At 68.8% G+C, this 15,498-nt stretch carries 13 protein-coding genes; 7 read left to right on the forward strand and 6 right to left on the reverse strand.

What is annotated here, in order from left to right:
• Positions 1-18 precede the first annotated feature (18 nt).
• The 5 genes from EPO52_RS12805 to EPO52_RS12825 all read left to right on the forward strand — a co-directional run bounded on the left by EPO52_RS12805 (position 19) and on the right by EPO52_RS12825 (position 4,137).
• Positions 19-729 carry a lytic transglycosylase domain-containing protein gene (locus tag EPO52_RS12805; RefSeq protein WP_290807073.1) on the forward strand — a complete coding sequence of 237 codons (711 nt, stop codon included), beginning with the start codon at positions 19-21 and terminating at the stop codon, positions 727-729.
• 5 nt (positions 730-734) lie between these two features.
• The gene (locus EPO52_RS12810; protein ID WP_290807075.1) at positions 735-1,388 is read left to right on the forward strand and encodes a lytic transglycosylase domain-containing protein; all 654 of its coding nucleotides are present in this window, start codon (positions 735-737) and stop codon (positions 1,386-1,388) included.
• Between the two features lie 80 nt (positions 1,389-1,468).
• Complete coding sequence (locus tag EPO52_RS12815) at positions 1,469-3,103, forward strand: sodium:proton antiporter (RefSeq protein WP_290807076.1); 1,635 nt, start codon at positions 1,469-1,471, stop codon at positions 3,101-3,103.
• Positions 3,104-3,118: 15 nt separating this feature from the next.
• Positions 3,119-3,421: a hypothetical protein gene (locus EPO52_RS12820; protein WP_290807077.1), complete on the forward strand. Its 303-nt coding sequence runs from the start codon at positions 3,119-3,121 to the stop codon at positions 3,419-3,421.
• The gene (locus EPO52_RS12825) at positions 3,418-4,137 is read left to right on the forward strand and encodes an alpha/beta hydrolase (RefSeq protein WP_290807078.1); all 720 of its coding nucleotides are present in this window, start codon (positions 3,418-3,420) and stop codon (positions 4,135-4,137) included. The genes EPO52_RS12820 and EPO52_RS12825 overlap by 4 nt, the downstream gene beginning before the upstream one ends.
• Here the strand turns inward: EPO52_RS12825 and EPO52_RS12830 are convergent.
• The 4 genes from EPO52_RS12830 to EPO52_RS12845 all read right to left on the reverse strand — a co-directional run bounded on the left by EPO52_RS12830 (position 4,125) and on the right by EPO52_RS12845 (position 7,699).
• Positions 4,125-4,799 carry a response regulator transcription factor gene (locus EPO52_RS12830; protein ID WP_290807079.1) on the reverse strand — a complete coding sequence of 225 codons (675 nt, stop codon included), beginning with the start codon at positions 4,797-4,799 and terminating at the stop codon, positions 4,125-4,127. The two genes, EPO52_RS12825 and EPO52_RS12830, sit on opposite strands and share 13 nt — an antisense overlap.
• Positions 4,796-5,986 carry a histidine kinase gene (locus EPO52_RS12835; RefSeq protein ID WP_290807081.1) on the reverse strand — a complete coding sequence of 397 codons (1,191 nt, stop codon included), beginning with the start codon at positions 5,984-5,986 and terminating at the stop codon, positions 4,796-4,798. The genes EPO52_RS12830 and EPO52_RS12835 overlap by 4 nt, the downstream gene beginning before the upstream one ends.
• Positions 5,987-5,993: 7 nt before the next feature.
• Positions 5,994-6,527, reverse strand: a complete 534-nt coding sequence (locus tag EPO52_RS12840; RefSeq protein WP_290807082.1) for a hypothetical protein — start codon at positions 6,525-6,527, stop codon at positions 5,994-5,996.
• A 116-nt stretch (positions 6,528-6,643) separates the two neighbouring features.
• Positions 6,644-7,699 carry an AI-2E family transporter gene (locus EPO52_RS12845; RefSeq protein WP_290807083.1) on the reverse strand — a complete coding sequence of 352 codons (1,056 nt, stop codon included), beginning with the start codon at positions 7,697-7,699 and terminating at the stop codon, positions 6,644-6,646.
• Positions 7,700-7,880: 181 nt separating this feature from the next.
• Here EPO52_RS12845 and EPO52_RS12850 point away from each other — a divergent pair, with 181 nt between their 5' ends.
• Complete coding sequence (locus EPO52_RS12850; RefSeq protein ID WP_290807085.1) at positions 7,881-9,704, forward strand: hypothetical protein; 1,824 nt, start codon at positions 7,881-7,883, stop codon at positions 9,702-9,704.
• On the forward strand, positions 9,701-10,696 hold the full coding sequence (locus tag EPO52_RS12855) for a tetratricopeptide repeat protein (protein ID WP_290807087.1): 996 nt from the start codon (positions 9,701-9,703) through the stop codon (positions 10,694-10,696). The genes EPO52_RS12850 and EPO52_RS12855 overlap by 4 nt, the downstream gene beginning before the upstream one ends.
• Positions 10,697-11,021: 325 nt before the next feature.
• Here the strand turns inward: EPO52_RS12855 and glgB are convergent, their stop codons facing one another.
• Together glgB and EPO52_RS12865 are read right to left on the reverse strand one after the other, a co-directional pair.
• Positions 11,022-13,244: a 1,4-alpha-glucan branching protein GlgB gene (glgB, locus tag EPO52_RS12860; RefSeq protein WP_290807249.1), complete on the reverse strand. Its 2,223-nt coding sequence runs from the start codon at positions 13,242-13,244 to the stop codon at positions 11,022-11,024.
• Complete coding sequence (locus EPO52_RS12865; RefSeq protein ID WP_290807251.1) at positions 13,241-15,235, reverse strand: alpha-1,4-glucan--maltose-1-phosphate maltosyltransferase; 1,995 nt, start codon at positions 15,233-15,235, stop codon at positions 13,241-13,243. Before EPO52_RS12865 ends, glgB begins: the two co-directional genes overlap by 4 nt.
• Positions 15,236-15,498: the final 263 nt, after the last annotated feature.

Raw genomic sequence — 15,498 nt, forward strand, 5'->3', positions numbered from 1 at the left:
GCTAAAATCGGTCAAATCGTGCCAAAGCCTTCTCAGACCGTCGCCCGCCCGCAGTCCGCACCCGCGGTTCGCGGGGTGGGTCGGCGAACCACCAGATCGGGTCGCTTGGCCCTCCAGGTTCTCGGCCTCGCCGCTGTCGGCGCCTGCGCCTTCGTGACCGTGGTGGCCCCGAACCTCGGCGCGACACCGGCCTCGGCGACGTTCGCCGACAGCTTCGACCAGACCAGCTGGACCACACAGGAGCTCGATGTCTCCGGCTCGGTGGCGGCATCCGTCTTCCGCGACTCCTATTCGGTGACCGAGGCCCCGAAGCCCGTGATCGTCGAGGCCTCGACCTCGAGCACGGCGACCGGGTCGTCGAGCTCGTCCAGCACGTCGACCTCGAGCGACTCCGGATGCCCCGATCCCAATGCCGCGGTGGCCGACCCCGATACGGCGAAGGCCGTGGCGCTCGACCTCGCGGCCGCCCGCGGCTGGACCGGGGCGCAGTACGACGCCCTCATCGCGCTGTGGAGCCGGGAGAGCGGATGGCGGGTGAACGCGCTCAACAAGTCGAGCTGCGCCTATGGCATCCCGCAGGCGCTGCCCGGCTCGAAGATGGCCTCCGCCGGCAGTGACTGGCTCACGAACCCCGCCACGCAGATCACCTGGGGGCTGAACTACATCCAGGGCCGCTACGGAGATCCCATCTCCGCACTTGCGCATTCCGACGCGAACCACTGGTATTGAGAACGATGTCATCCACGCGAGCCACCCAGAACCCCGTCGTGCGCACGGGGCTGCAGGTGCTCGCCTTCGGTACCGCGGTGGCGTTCGTGATGCTCTTCGCCGTCGACCCACAGTCGGTCGGCGCCAACGCCTCGCAGCAGTACGCGCCCACCATCACGGCTGAGGCCGGAGCCGACCAGTCGCTCTCCGTGGCCGCGGGGCAGTCCACGGCGGTCACCCGCGATGGCTACACGGTCACCGAGGCTCCGCCCCCTCCTCCCGCACCCGTTCCCGCGGCGGTGTCCGTGCCCGTCTCGAGCGGGGCCGTGGCCTCCGCGAGCGGTGGCTGTGAGGCGAACGTCGTCCCCACCCCGGGTCTGCCGGCTGCGGGCAGTTATCAGGACATCGCCTACCAGGGCGTGATGAGCCGCGGCTGGAGCGAGCAGGACTACTACTACCTGCTGGCCCTCTGGAACCGCGAGTCGGGGTGGAACCCCGCCGCGCACAACGCCTCCTCGGGCGCGCACGGTATTCCCCAGGCCCTTCCGGGCAGCAAGATGGGGCCGGGCTGGGAGTCCGACGCGAACGTGCAGATCAACTGGGGCCTCAACTACATCGCCGGTGTCTACGGCACCCCGTGCGAGGCCTGGGCCTCCTCGGAGAACCGCGGCTGGTACTGATCCACCGCACGCGGATCGACGGCCACGTCGGCGATCTGTGCGTGCACATCGGCCGCCGCCGCATTCACTAGGCTCTACCCATGAGGCCTGAGCTGGTCGGAATCATCTGCCTGATCATCATCGTCGGGGTCTCCGTCTTCTCGCCGAAGTTGCGGCTGGCCACTCCCATCGTCTTGGTCGTGATCGGCATCGGGATCTCGTTCATCCCCGGTGTGCCGCCCATCCACGTACCGTCGGAGATCATCCTCGCGGGAGTGCTGCCTCCGCTGCTCTACGCGAGTGCCATCAACCTGCCGCTGTTCGACTTCCGCAGGAATTTCGCGTCGATCTCAGTGCTCTCCGTGCTGCTGGTGTTCGTGAGCGCGTTCGCCACAGGATTCCTGCTCTTCGTGATCCTGCCCGACTTGAATCTCGCCGCAGCCATCGCCCTCGGCGCGGTGATCAGCCCCACGGATGCGGTGGCGGCCACCTCCATCGGCAAGCGACTCGGGCTTCCACCGCGGCTCATCGCGGTGCTCGAAGGCGAGAGTCTCGTGAACGACGCCTCCGCCCTGGTGCTGTTGCGCACCGCCGTGGCCGCGACCGCGGGCACGATCGCGTTCGGCGGATTCGGCGGAGTCACCCTCGATTTCGCCTACTCCTCCGTGGTGGCCATCGGGGTGGGGCTCGTCGTGGGCTTCGTGACCGTGTTCTTCCGGTCGAAGCTGAACGACTCGGTGCTCACCACCGCGGTGTCGTTCATCATCCCCTTCCTGGCCTACATCCCCGCCGAGGCGATCGGCGCATCCGGGGTTCTGAGCGTGGTGGTCGCGGGGCTCTACACGGGGCATCAGAGCGCGAAGCACTTCACGGCGTCGGCGCGCATCAGCGAGCGGCTCAACTGGCGCACCATCCAGTTCTTGCTGGAGAACGGCGTGTTCCTGCTGATGGGGCTGGAACTCAAAGACATCTTCATGAACGCGGCGAGAAGTGGGCACGAGTCCGACAACCTCAACGCGATCGAGGCCATCGGGCTCGGCGTGATGGCGGCGATCGTGCTGCTCGTCATCCGCTACCTGTTCGTGGGGCCGCTGCTCGCGATCCAGCGAGCGCGGGCGGGCCGTCGAGACCCGCAGGCCGTGGCGAACGAGGCCACGGGATGGCGCGGCGGAGTGGTGCTCACCTGGGCGGGGATGCGCGGGGTCGTCACCGTGGCGGCGGCGCAGTCGCTGCCGGAGGCCACGCCGTACCGCAACCAGTTGATCCTGATCGCGTTCACCGTGTCGTTCGTGACGCTCGTGTTCCAGGGCGGGACCCTGCCGACCGTCATCCGACTGCTCCGCGTGAAAGGAGTCGACGAGTCGGCCGACCACGCCCGGTTCGCCTCCCTGGTCGATGAGTTGCGCGCCGCGGGGCTGCAGGTTCTCGAGGCACCCGATCTGAGCCTGCCCGGGGGAGAGACCGTCGACGAGAGTGTCGTCGACCGGGTGCGCAGCGACGCCGACCTCCGGAGCGAATCGGCCTGGGAGCGGGCACACGCCGAGCACTCGGCGGGGAGTGCTCCGCACGAGCAGTACCGCATCCTGCGACTCGAGGTGCTGAGGGCGGAGCGGGCGGCCCTGCTCGACGCGCGAAGTCGTGGAGAGTTCCCGTCGCGCATCCTGGTGCGGGCGCAGCTGATGCTCGATCAGGAGGAGTCCCGGCTCCAGTCGACCGACGGTGCGGAAGGCCACTGACCGTAAACTGGGGGCATGCCTCGCAACAACCGACCGCACCGCCGCGCGGGCGACGGTGACGAGGAGGCCGACCTCTCGCGGCTGCTCGCGGGGTGGCGTCGCACCGAGACCCGGCGCGGCCGGGAGTGGAACGTGCAGCCCGTGTCGGCGGCCTCCGCGGTGAAGGAGTACGCGTGCCCCGGATGTAGCGTGCCGATCGCCCCGGGCACCGCCCACCTCGTGACCTGGCGCGCCGACGGAGTCATGGGTGACTCGAGCGACCTCGCCGCCCGCCGCCACTGGCACACCCACTGCTGGACGATCGGAGCCCCGGGATGACCGCCATCGAGATCCGCAGCGGCACCGAGCTGCCGGCCCGCCGGGAAGACATCGAGCTGCACACCGACGACGGCCTCACTCTCGTGGGAGAGCTCGCCCTGCCTCTGTCGGGTGACCCGGTCGCCACTCTGGTGACGCTGCATCCGCTCTCCACGCACGGCGGATTCATGGACTCGCATGTACTGCGCAAGGCGTCTCTGCGCCTGCCGGCGCTCGCCGATCTCGCCGTGCTGCGGTTCAACCTGCGCGGGGTCTCGTCTCCGCGCGGCACGAGCGAGGGTGCCTTCGACGAGGGCGAGGGTGAGCGGTTCGACGTGAAGGCGGCGATGGATTTCGTGGCGTCGCGAGGGCTGCCGCATCCGTGGCTCGTGGGCTGGTCGTTCGGCACGGAGCTCACGCTGAAGTACGGGGCGCAGTACTCGATCGACGGTGCCATCCTGCTGTCGCCGCCCCTGCACCGGGCGACCGCCGCCGAGATCGCGGCGTGGGAGGGCAACGGCAAGCAGCTCGTGGCCGTGGTGCCGGAGCTCGACGACTACCTGCGACCGGATGAGGCCCGCGAACGGTTCGCGTCGGTGCCGAGCATCGAGCTCGTGGCGGTCGAGGGTGGCAAGCATCTCTGGGTGGGGGAGCAGCAGACGCGACGCGTACTCGACGAGATCGTTGCCCGTGTGAACGCGGCCGCGTATCCGCTGCCCACGACCTACGATGTGTAGCGCTCTCCGTCCTCGCGCACGAGGGCGATCGTCGCCGCCCGGGTCGTGGTGTGCAGCTTCGCGAAGATCGCGTTGACGTGCGACTTCACCGTGGCCCGGCTGATGAAGAGCTCGGTGGCGATGTCTTCGTTGCCCGTTCCCCCGGCCATCAGCTCGAGCACTTCGGCCTCGCGGGGGGTGAGCTCCGGGAAGCGCGCGCGGAGCGTGCCCGCGACCGTCTTCGGCCCGTCGGCCTTCGCCTCGGCCGAGGCGAACCGGCCGAACACCCGGCGGCCCACGTCGGATGCCAGTGCTGTCTGCCCGGCGGCCACCGAGCGGATGGCGGTTTCGAGCTGGGCCCGGCCGGCGTCCTTCGTGAGATAGCCCTGCGCGCCCGCTCGCAGTGCGCCGGCGATCGACTCGTCGTCGGCGAAGGTGGTGAGCACGAGAACCGCGGTGGCCGGATGCTCCGCCACGATCTGCTCGGTCGCCCCCACGCCGTCGAGCACGGGCATCCGCAGGTCCATCAGCACGACGTCGGGGGAGGTGGCGGACGCTAGCCTCACGGCCGCCGCGCCGTCTGCTGCCTCGCCCACCACCTCGATCCCCTCGAGGAGCCCGAGCAGAACGACGAGTCCGTCGCGCACGATCGCCTGATCGTCGACCACGATGACGCGGATCATGCGAGCACCACGTGTGCCGCCACCCGGAATGACTCGGGGTCGTCGTCGTCGATCCTGAGCCGCGCGCCCGGGAGCCGGTCGAATCGTTCGCGCATGCCCGGAATCCCTCTCCCTGATCCCGATGCGGCGAGCTCGCCACCTGGACGAGCCGTTCGCGGATTCGCGACGGATACCTGGATCTCGCGGGTGGTCAGCTCGACGCGCACGTCGACGGGTTGGTCGGTCGCGTGCTTGCGCGCGTTCGTCAGCGCCTCCTGCACGAGACGCGTCAGCGCGTCGGAGGCCTCGGCGCCGACACGGACGGTGGCACCAGGCTCCGGGGTGGGCACCTCGCTCTCCACCGTCATCCCGAGACCTCGAGCTGCCTCGGCGAGCTGGGTGATCGACCGCACCACGTCGGCGACCGCGACGGTGCCGGTCAGAGGATCGCGGAGGGCATCGACCGCTCTCCGGGCATCGGCGAGACCCTCGGCGGCGAGTGTTCGAGCCGCCTGAACCCGGACGAGGACCTCGTCGACACGTCCCGCCTCGGCGAGCGCCTCGACCGCGTCGAGCTGCACCACGAGACCACCCAGTGCGTGGGCGAGGGTGTCATGGAGATCGCGGGCGATTCTGGCCCGCTCGTCGAGCGCGGCCGACCGTGCACGCTCCGTCTGCATCGCCAGGTGCTCGGCCGCCCGCTCCCGTTCGCGATCGGATGCCGCGCGCGCCTGCCTCCTGGTCAGGCCCGCGAGTACGGCGATCGCGAGCGAGGCGATCGCGACGGCGACCAGGGTGAGGGGCTGGCCGCCGGCTGCACCGACCACACTCACCACGGCCGCGCATCCTGTCGCGCCCGCCAACCCGACGGCGAGCGGCACATCCGTTCGCCCGATGGTCGCGATGACGGCGATCAGAGCCGGTACCAGGCCGATGATGCTGGTGGGCAGAGCGGCGAGTCCGCTTCCGAGCAGCACCACGACGAGCAGCCCGGCCCGCACCAGGAACGGCGAGCGTGCGGGCACGATCTCTGCCGCAGCCCAGGCCACCAGTGCCGCGCCGGCGGCGGTGAGGGCCCACAGCGGGGCGTCGGAGTGCGCGGCCCCGATCGACACCGCGACAACAACGATGCCGGCCAAGCCGAATGCCCGCCCGGACGCAGTGCGGCCCATCAGGGTTCCGAATCGGCCGGCAGGAGAGCTGCTCACGGGTAAATCATGCCCTGGCGACGGGCAGCCGTGTGCTTCGTGCCACGATCACGCCGTAGCGCACGAGGCGGTTGACGGCCAGGACGATCAGGATCATCCCGGCCGATTCCGCGATCTGGGCGCCCCACGACCCCGCCCAGAACCCGAGGCCGATGCGCACGGCGATCAGGGCCAGCCAGAGAACCAGCCCGACGACCCCGTTCCGGGCTTCGAGTGTGGGCGCCGGATCGCCGGAACGCCTGCTCGCGGCATGGGCGCGCAAGGCCTCCTCGGTGATCGGTCGGACGTGGGCGAGCAAGCCGATGGCCACGCCCACGCCCGCGCCCAACGCCAGTTCGATCACCAGCAGAGCGATGTCGGCGGCGTTCAGAGCGGTCGATGCGCCGGAGCCGACCAATTGGAAGACCCCGACCGCGCCGAGGATCAGCGGAGCCCGTAACGCTCTCGCCGGGTCGAGGGCGGTCCAGCGTGTCTGTCGGATGGCCACCCAGACGATGGCGGCCAGCACGAGCAGCGCACTGGCGATGGTAGTCGGGTTCACGATCGTTCCTCCTGCGTGACTTGATTTCCTCAAGCCTGCAGAGGGGACGACGGAGCCGACACCGACCTGGGGTGGAGATCCGGGTGGAGATCGCGACGGCGGCCTCCACCCGCGGGTCAGCGTTCGTTCTGGATCGGGATCACGACCTGCTTGATGATGAGCAGGAACGACGCCGCGATCGGGATGGCCACGAGCGCACCCAGCACGCCGAGCAGAGTGCCTCCGGCCAGCGCCGCGATCACCACGATCGAGCCGGGCACCGAGACGGCCCGGTTCATGATCTTCGGGCTGAGGAGGTAGGCCTCCACCTGCATGTAGATGATGTAGTAGATGGCGGCCACGAGCGCGGTGAGCGGCGATCCGAGTCCCGGGATGAGGCACACGAGCACGATGATCGTGGAGCCGGAGATGGTTCCCACGAGGGGGATGAGCGAGAGCATCCCGGCGAGGAATGCCAGCACTGCCGAGAAGGGGGCCTGGATGATCGACAGGAAGATGAAGCTCAGGATGCCGTTGCAGAGCGCCAGCGTGATCTGCCCCACGACGTAGCGGCCGACGGCCCCGGTGACCTGCTCGCTCAGATCGGCGAAGCGCTCGCGCTTGGACGCGGGGGCGAGGCGGTAGATCGAGCGCTTCATGCCGTTGAGCGAGGCGGTGAAGTAGAGCGTGAGAATCAGCACGATGATCACGCCGAAGAAGCCGCTCGCGATCCCGATGCCCACCTGCAGCGCGCCACCGGCCAGCGCGGTGACGTTTCCGGCATCCGCGAAGTAACTCACGACCGCGTTGTAGACCTCGTTGACGTCGACGAAACCGCCGAGGCTCTCGGTGACCGAGTTGCGCCAGTTCTGGTCGAGCACCTGGTTGATGAGGTTCGGCACCAGCGTGATCAACTGGGAGGTCTGTTCGACGATGATCGGCACCACGGCGAACACGAGGCCTGTGAAGATCCCCAGAACTGCCACCAGAACGGTGAGAATGGCCAGCCAGCGCGGCCAGTGCTTCTTCTCGAGCCAGGAGATGATGGGATCGAGGCCCAGGGCGATGAAGATCGCGACGCCGATGTAGGTGAGGATCGTGGCCAGAGAGGCCACGGCGCCCAGGATCAGGAGGCCGACGCCCACACCCAGGGTTGCGACGAGGCCGAGGGTGAATGCGTTCTGAATCTTCACGGATGCTCCTCGCTCACGCTGCGCCCTGGCGGGCTCAGCACAATCCTAGGGCGACGTGGATGTCACGATCCGGTATCGTCGGGGGTGGTTCGCGCGCTGGAGTGAATGCTGCCTGAACGCCGCCTGTATGAGACACGTAGCGTGATCAGCTATCTTTTAATGTCTTTTGTCAGGAGTCTTCGTGCGCTTTATCTTCGCTATCTTCGCCTTCATCATCGCTACTGCGCTGATCGGCGTCGGCGTCGCGCAACGAACGGTCTTCCTCCCCCCGAACACGGTCAACGCCACGGTCGACGTGCAGAGCGATGCGCCCTACGTGATGATCGACTCCGACACCCTTCAGACGCACCCCGGAAAGCAGACCCTCGTCCTCTCCGGTGCCGGCACCATCTTCGCCGCCTACGGCCGCACCTCCGACGTCGAGGCGTGGTTGAATGGCGCCTCCTACGACACCATCGGCTATGACTCCACCACCGGCAACCTCACCTCGACCACGGTCGAGGCGGATGCGGATGGGGCCGACAACGTGGCGAGCGGCTCGGCGAACCCGGCCGGCAGCGACCTGTGGCTCGAGGAATTCACGAGCACCGACGCCATGTACCGAACGGTGAACCTGCCCGCCGGCTACTCCGTCATCATCGCCTCCGACGGCACGTCGCCTGCGCCCACCAACATCAAGCTCTCGTGGCCGATCGCGAACGCCACCCCGTGGGTCGGCCCATTGCTGGTCGCCGGCGTCGTCTTCCTGCTCGCAGGTCTCGTGCTCCTCGTTCTCGGGCTGCTGCACATGCGCCGCTCGCAGCGTCCGCGGCGTAAACCTCCCGCACTGCCGAAGGGCAAGCGATTCTCGGCCTCGCGCACCAACGCGATCGAATCGAGCGTGAAGCGAGGGCGACGGTCGATCGCCCCGTTCGTCGCTGTTCCGATGGCGCTGGCCTCGGTACTGGCGTTCAGCGGATGCTCGGCCGACTACTGGCCGCAGGCCGCCCCGGCGGCAACCGACACCGCCACGGCGACCCCCGTGGCCGATGCCACCGCCGATCCGAACTCCACCACCGCGCCCACCGCTGCCGCCGAGCCCACGGTGGCTGTCGACGAGTCGGAGCCCGCGCCCGCGGTCACCCAGGCGCAGCTCGAGACCATCGTGTCGCAGATCTCCTCGGTGACGGCAGAGGCGGATGCGGCGTCGAGCGCCGACACCCTGGCCAACCGCTTCGAGGGCCCCGCTCTCGAGCTGCGCTCGGCCACCTACGCCATCCGCGCCGGCTACCCCGAGTACCCGGCTCCACAAGCGATCCCCGCGGGACCGCTGCAGGTCGTGCTGCCGCAAGCGTCCAATTCCTGGCCGAAGACCGTGTTCACCATCGTGCAGGGCACCGACACGACCGTGCCGCCCGTGGCACTCATGCTCGTGCAGGACACCCCGCGAGCGAACTACAAGGTCTATTACGAGATCACGCTCGAGCCCGACACGAGCCTGCCGCCGGTGGCTGCCGCGAGCGTGGGCACCACCCGGCTCGCGCCCGACACGAAGCTGCTGCAGATGACCCCGGACCAGCTCAAGACGGCCTACGCCGACATCCTGTCGGTGGGCGACTCGAGCCAGTACATCGACCAGATCGATGCCACGGGCGACTCGCTGCGCACGCAGGTGGGCGCCCAGTACAAGGCCGACAAGAAGGCGGGACTGCCCTCCACGGCCACGATCGACTTCGCGCAGGTGGCCGGCACAGGTCAGAGCATCGCGCTCGCCACGAGTGAGTCGGGCGCCCTGGTGGCGGTCGATCTCCGCGAGTCGGAGACGGTCAAGCCGGTCGAATCCGGTGCCACGGTGAGCCCCGAGGGTGCGGTGAAGGCGCTCTCCGGTGTGTCCGAGACCGCGAAGGGTGCCGAGGCGATCTACGGCTACCAGCTGTTGTTCTACATCCCGCCGTCGGGAGACCCGGGCAAGGCCCAGCTGCTGGGCTTCACCCAGGGCCTCGTTCAAGCGAAGGAACTGCCATGAGCATGATCCCTCCCTCCGCCGCGAACCTCCGTGGTGCTGTCGACCTGTCGTCGCTCGTGAACCGGGCGAACGCGCCGGCGCAGGGCGTCGGTGCTCCCGGAGTCGGCACGGGTGCGCCCTCCGGTGCCCCCGGTTCTTCTGCGGGCGCCCCCGCCGGTGCCGTGCCGAGCCTGGTGTTCGACGGCACGGATGCGAACTTCACCCAGTTCATCGAGCTCTCGAACACGCTCCCCGTGATCGTCGACCTCAAGGCCGAGTGGGCCGAGGCGAGCAAGGAGCTCAGCGCCATCCTCGTGAAGGTGGTCACGGAGTACGCCGGGCGTCTGCTTCTCGTCGGAGTCGAGGCACAGGAGAACCCTCAGCTCGCCCAGGCCTTCCAGGCCCAGTCGGTGCCCACGGTCGCCGCCCTCGTCGGCGGTCGCCCCGTCTCCCTCTTCCAGGGGTCGTACCCCGAGGAGGAGGTGCGTGCGGTGGTCGAGCAGGTGCTGCAGCTCGCGGCCCAGAACGGCGTCACCGGCACGGTGACGGTGGAGGGTGCCGGCCCGGATGCGGCTGCCACCGAGCCGGTCGAAGAGCCTCTGCCCCCGCACCACGCCGAGGCCTACGACGCGATCGCCCGGGGCGACTACGCCACCGCCATCGCCGAGTACCAGACGGCGATCGCCCAGAACCCCCGCGACGACCTCGCCGTTGCGGGCCTCGCCCAGGTCAAGCTGCTGGCCCGTCTCGACGGCAAGACCCTCGACGACATCCGTACGGCTGCGGCGGCGAACCCCGACGACCTCGAGGCCCAGCTGGCCGTGGCCGACCTCGACCTCTCGGGCGGCCACATCGACGACGCCTTCGACCGCCTTCTGACACTCTTTCCGACGCAGGACGCCGACGGCAAGACCGCCATCCGCACCCGGCTCCTGGAGCTGTTCGAGGTCGTGGGCACCGATGACCCGCGTGTGGCGGCGGCACGGCGGCGTCTCACCATGTTGCTTTATTAGGCCTCGGGTCATCTTACGGGGCTCGTTGGGTTCGTTCGCGTGAGTGGTGTCTTGGGCTAACCCGGAGCTGTGTTCATGCCGCGCCGCCGCTTCTGCGGCGCGGGCGACCTGCTGCGCAGTCCGTCGTTCCGTGTCGCTGCGCGGCACGGCCCGGCGGCTGTGCAGCCCTGGGTCGTCGAGTACGGCCCGCGGTTTGCACTCGCGCGACTGAGGTCGCGGTGGAACCCGGAGCGCAGCGAAGGGCCGTGGATGGTGGTTCTCCGCCGCCTTTCAGCTCCGCTGAACCCTTAGGCGGAGAGCCACCATCCAGGGCCCTTCGCGTCCCCTACGCCTTACGCGGCTTCAAGTAGAGAGCGGCGAGGGGCGGCAGCGTCAGCTCGACGGAGGCGGGGCGGCCCGACCAGGGGACGTACTCCGCCTCGACGGAGCCGTAGTTGCCCACGCCCGACCCGCCGTACTCCACGGCGTCGGTGTTCACGAGCTCGTCCCAGCGGCCGCCGAACGGCAGCCCGACCCGGTACGGGCCCACGGGGTTGCCCGAGAAATTCATCAGGATGGCGATGGGGTTGCCCTCCGAATCCCAGCGCAGGAACGACACGAGGTTCTGCGCCGCCGAGCCCCCGTCGATCCACTCGAAGCCCGCCGGCTCGTTGTCGAGCGCCCAGAGCGCCGGGTTCTCCTTGTAGACCGTGTTCAGCCGCGACACGAGCCCCAGGAGCTTCTGGTGCACCGGCTGGTCGAGGATCCACCAGTCGAGTCCGCGCTCCTCGCTCCACTCCGACGGCTGCCCGAACTCCTGCCCCATGAAGAGCAGCTGCTTGCCCGGATGCGCCCACATGAACCCGAGGTACGCCCGCAGGTTGGCGAGCTTCTGCCAGTGATCGCCGGGCATCTTGTGCAGCAGCGAGCCCTTGCCGTGCACGACCTCGTCGTGCGAGATCGGCAGCATGAAGTTCTCGCTGAAGGCGTAGAGGAACGAGAACGTGATCTCGCCGTGGTGGTAGGCGCGGTACATCGGATCCTGCTCGATGTACTGCAGGGTGTCGTGCATCCATCCCATGTTCCACTTCATGCCGAACCCGAGCCCGCCGCGGCTCGTGGCGTGCGTGACGCCCGGCCAGGAGGTGGACTCCTCGGCGATCATCACGATGCCGGGGTACTTGCGGTAGGCCGTGGCGTTGACCTCTTGCAGCATGCTGATGGCCTCGAGGTTCTCGCGCCCGCCGTACTGGTTGGGCAGCCACTCGCCGTCTTTGCGGGAGTAGTCGAGATAGAGCATCGAGGCGACGGCATCGACCCTGAGCCCGTCGATGTGGAACTCCTCGAGCCAGTACAGCGCATTGGCCACGAGGAAGTTGCGCACCTGCGAGTTGCCGAAGTCGAACACGAGCGTGCCCCAGTCGGGCTGCTCACCGCGACGCGGGTCGGAGTGCTCGTAGAGCGCCTGACCGTCGAACTGCGCGAGGGCCCACTCGTCCTTGGGGAAGTGGCCCGGAACCCAGTCGACCAGCACCCCGAAGCCGGCTTGGTGCAGCCGGTCGATGAGGTACCGGAGGTCATCCGGGTTGCCGAAGCGTGCGCTCGGGGCGTAGTAGCCGGTGACCTGGTACCCCCACGAGCCGCCGAACGGATGCTCCGCCAGCGGCATGAACTCCACGTGCGAGAACCCGAGGTGCTGCAGGTAGGGAATGAGCTCGTCGGCCAGCGCGCGGTAGTCGAGCCCCAGCTTCCACGAGCCGACGTGCATCTCGTAGACGCTCATGGGGTTGGTGTGGGGGTTCGTGGCGGCCCTCGTGGTCATCCACTCGTCATCGCCCCACTCGTAGGCGCTGGTGCCGATCACGGATGCCGTCAACGGCGGCACCTCGGTGCGGCGCGCCATGGGGTCGGCTCGGCTGACCCATCGGCCGTCCTGCGTGAGGATCTCGAACTTGTAGTTGCTGCCGGCCGACAGGGCGGGGATGAACAGCTCCCACACGCCGGTGCTGCCGAGGCTGCGCATCGAGTGCCGCACCCCGTCCCACCCGTTGAAGTCACCGATGACGCGCACGGCCTGGGCGTGCGGCGCCCAGACGGCGAAGGCGGTGCCGGCGGTGAGGGAGTCGACGCCGGAGACCTCTTCGACGCGCGATCCGAGCACCTCCCAGAGCTTCTCGTGCCGGCCCTCGCCGATGAGGTGGAGGTCGAGCTCTCCGAGCGTGGGGGCGTAGCGGTAGGGATCATCCGCCGTCCACACCGCGCCGTCGTCGTAGCGGGCCTCGATCTCGTAGTCGTTGAGCCCGGTGAGGGTGAAGCCCTGCCAGATACCCCCGTACAGGTGAGTGAGCTGCGCGCGGGCGCCATTCGAGAGGACCGCGCTCACCTCGCTCGCGAGGGGACGGAGGGTGCGGATGACCGTGATCGGGTCGGAGACGCCCTCGGCGTTCACGAGATGCTGCCCGAGCACCTCGTGCGGGTTGTAGTACGAGCCGGTCGCGACTCGCTGGAGCACGTCGAGCGGGATCTCGGGCAGGGTGAGAGCGGTGTCGCCGTCGGGAAGAGCCATCAGGAAGTGCCGCTTTCGTCGTGGATCACGTGGAGGATGTGCGCCGGCTGCGTGAACGCATCCAGCCGCACGTAGTTGTGGGCCGACCACTCCCAGGTGTGCTCGCTGAGCCGGTCGGTGACCGTGAAGGTCGAGTCGGCGGGAAGGCCGAGCAGCTCGAGGTCGAGGTGCACGGTGGTCTCGCGCACGGAGTGCGGGTCGACATTCACCACGACGAGGAGCGTGTCGGCCCGGCCGGTGCCGGTGAACTCCGCGTCGAGGTGCTTGGAGTAGACCACGATCGAGTCGTCGTCGCTGCCGTGGAAGCGCAGGTTGCGCAGCTGGCCGAGGGCCGGATGCGACCGCCTGATCGCGTTGAGCAGCGTGATGTCGGCGGCGATCGACCGGCCGTCGGCCTCGGCGGTTGCGAAGTCGCGCGCCTTGTACTCGTACTTCTCGTTGTCGATGTTCTCCTCGGCGCCGGGGCGCGCGACGTTCTCGATGAGCTCGTAGCCCGAGTACACGCCCCAGGTGGGTGCGCCGGTGGCGGCGAGCACTGCGCGGATGCGATAGGCGGGCCTCCCGCCGAACTGCAGGTATTCGGTGAGGATGTCGGGCGTGTTCACGAAGAGATTGGGGCGGAAGAAGGCATCCGTCTCCTGCGAGATGCTCGTGAAGAACTCCTCGATCTCCGGTCTCGTGTTGCGCCAGGTGAAGTAGGTGTACGACTGCTGGAAGCCCACCTTCGCGAGCCCCTGCATGGGGGCGGGCCGGGTGAAGGCCTCGGCGAGGAACACGACCTCGGGGTGTGCGGTGTTGACCTCGTGAATCACCCACTCCCAGAAGTCGAGCGGCTTCGTGTGCGGGTTGTCGACGCGGAAGATGTGCACGCCGAGCCCGATCCAGTACTCGAGGATGCGCAGCGCCTCGGCGCGGATGCCCTGGGGGTCGTTGTCGAAGTTGATCGGGTAGATGTCCTGATACTTCTTCGGCGGGTTCTCGGCGTAGGCGATGGAGCCGTCCGGCAGGGTGGTGAACCACTCCGGATGCTCGGTCACCCACGGGTGGTCGGGTGACGCCTGGAGCGCGAAGTCGAGGGCGATCTCGAGGCCGGCCTTGTCCGCGGCGGCCAGGAAGGTTCTGAAGTCGGACTCCGTGCCGAGGTCGGGGTGGATCGCGTCGTGTCCGCCGGCGGCTCCGCCGATGGCCCACGGCGATCCCGGGTCACCCGGCTGCGGGTCGAGGGTGTTGTTGCGGCCCTTGCGGTAGGCCTCACCGATGGGGTGGATGGGCGGCAGGTAGAGCACGTCGAAGCCCATGGCCGCCACCTCGGGGAGGCGCTCGGTGGCCGTCGTGAAAGTACCGCTCACCCAGCTGCCATCCGCCTTCTGCGTCGCGCCCACGGAGCGGGGGAAGAACTCGTACCAGGCGCCGGAGCCTGCCCGGGTGCGTTCGACGCGGAGCGGATGCCACGCGGAGTAGGTGACGAGACTCTGAGCAGGGTGCGCGTGCAGGGCCTCCGCGACGGCGGGGGAGTAGGCGGCGGCGAGGCGCTCGGCCTGCGGCCCGGCCGTCTCGGAGAGGGTCGCGGCGACACCGGCGAAGAGCTCGCGGGTGTCGGCGGAGCGCTCCGCGTCGGAGGCGAGGCGGCTGAACAACTGGGCGCCGATCGCGAACATCAGATCGACGTCGATGCCCGCGGCGATCTTCACCGTGGCGTTGTGCTCCCAGGTTGCGTAGTCGTCGGAGTAGGCGCGGATGCGGTACCGCCAGTCGCCCTCCGCCGTCACCTGCGCCAGTCCGCGCCACTCGTCGTCCCAGCTGTAGGTGCGGGTGAGGGCGCGATCGATCACCGTGCCGTCGGGCGCCTCGAGCTCGAGGTGGGCGCCCACGGCGTCGTGACCCTCACGGAACACGGTGGCGCCGAACGGGATGACTTCGCCCACGAAGCCCTTCGCCGCCCACCGGCCGCCGTCGACCTGGGGGAAGACGTCGATGATGGGGATGCGCCCGATCGCGGGGGTGAAGGGTGCGGGAGCCGCATCCGGAACCGGGATCGTGGGAGACGGCGGGGCCGCCTCCGCCTTTGTCGGTGCGGGCTCGGGGGCGACGGGCGCGGGCTTCGAAGCCGGTGCCGCCGCAGATTTCTTGCGCGTAGCTGCCACACCTCAGACCCTACCGACTTAGGGGTGCCCTGCAAGGTGTTCACAGTCTGGAAACCGGACTGGCCTAGGCTGGCGGGGTTGGTCGGAGCATCCCCGAATAAGGAGTCCATCGC

The organism is Herbiconiux sp. (assembly GCF_004297105.1).
Lineage (GTDB): Bacteria > Actinomycetota > Actinomycetes > Actinomycetales > Microbacteriaceae > Herbiconiux.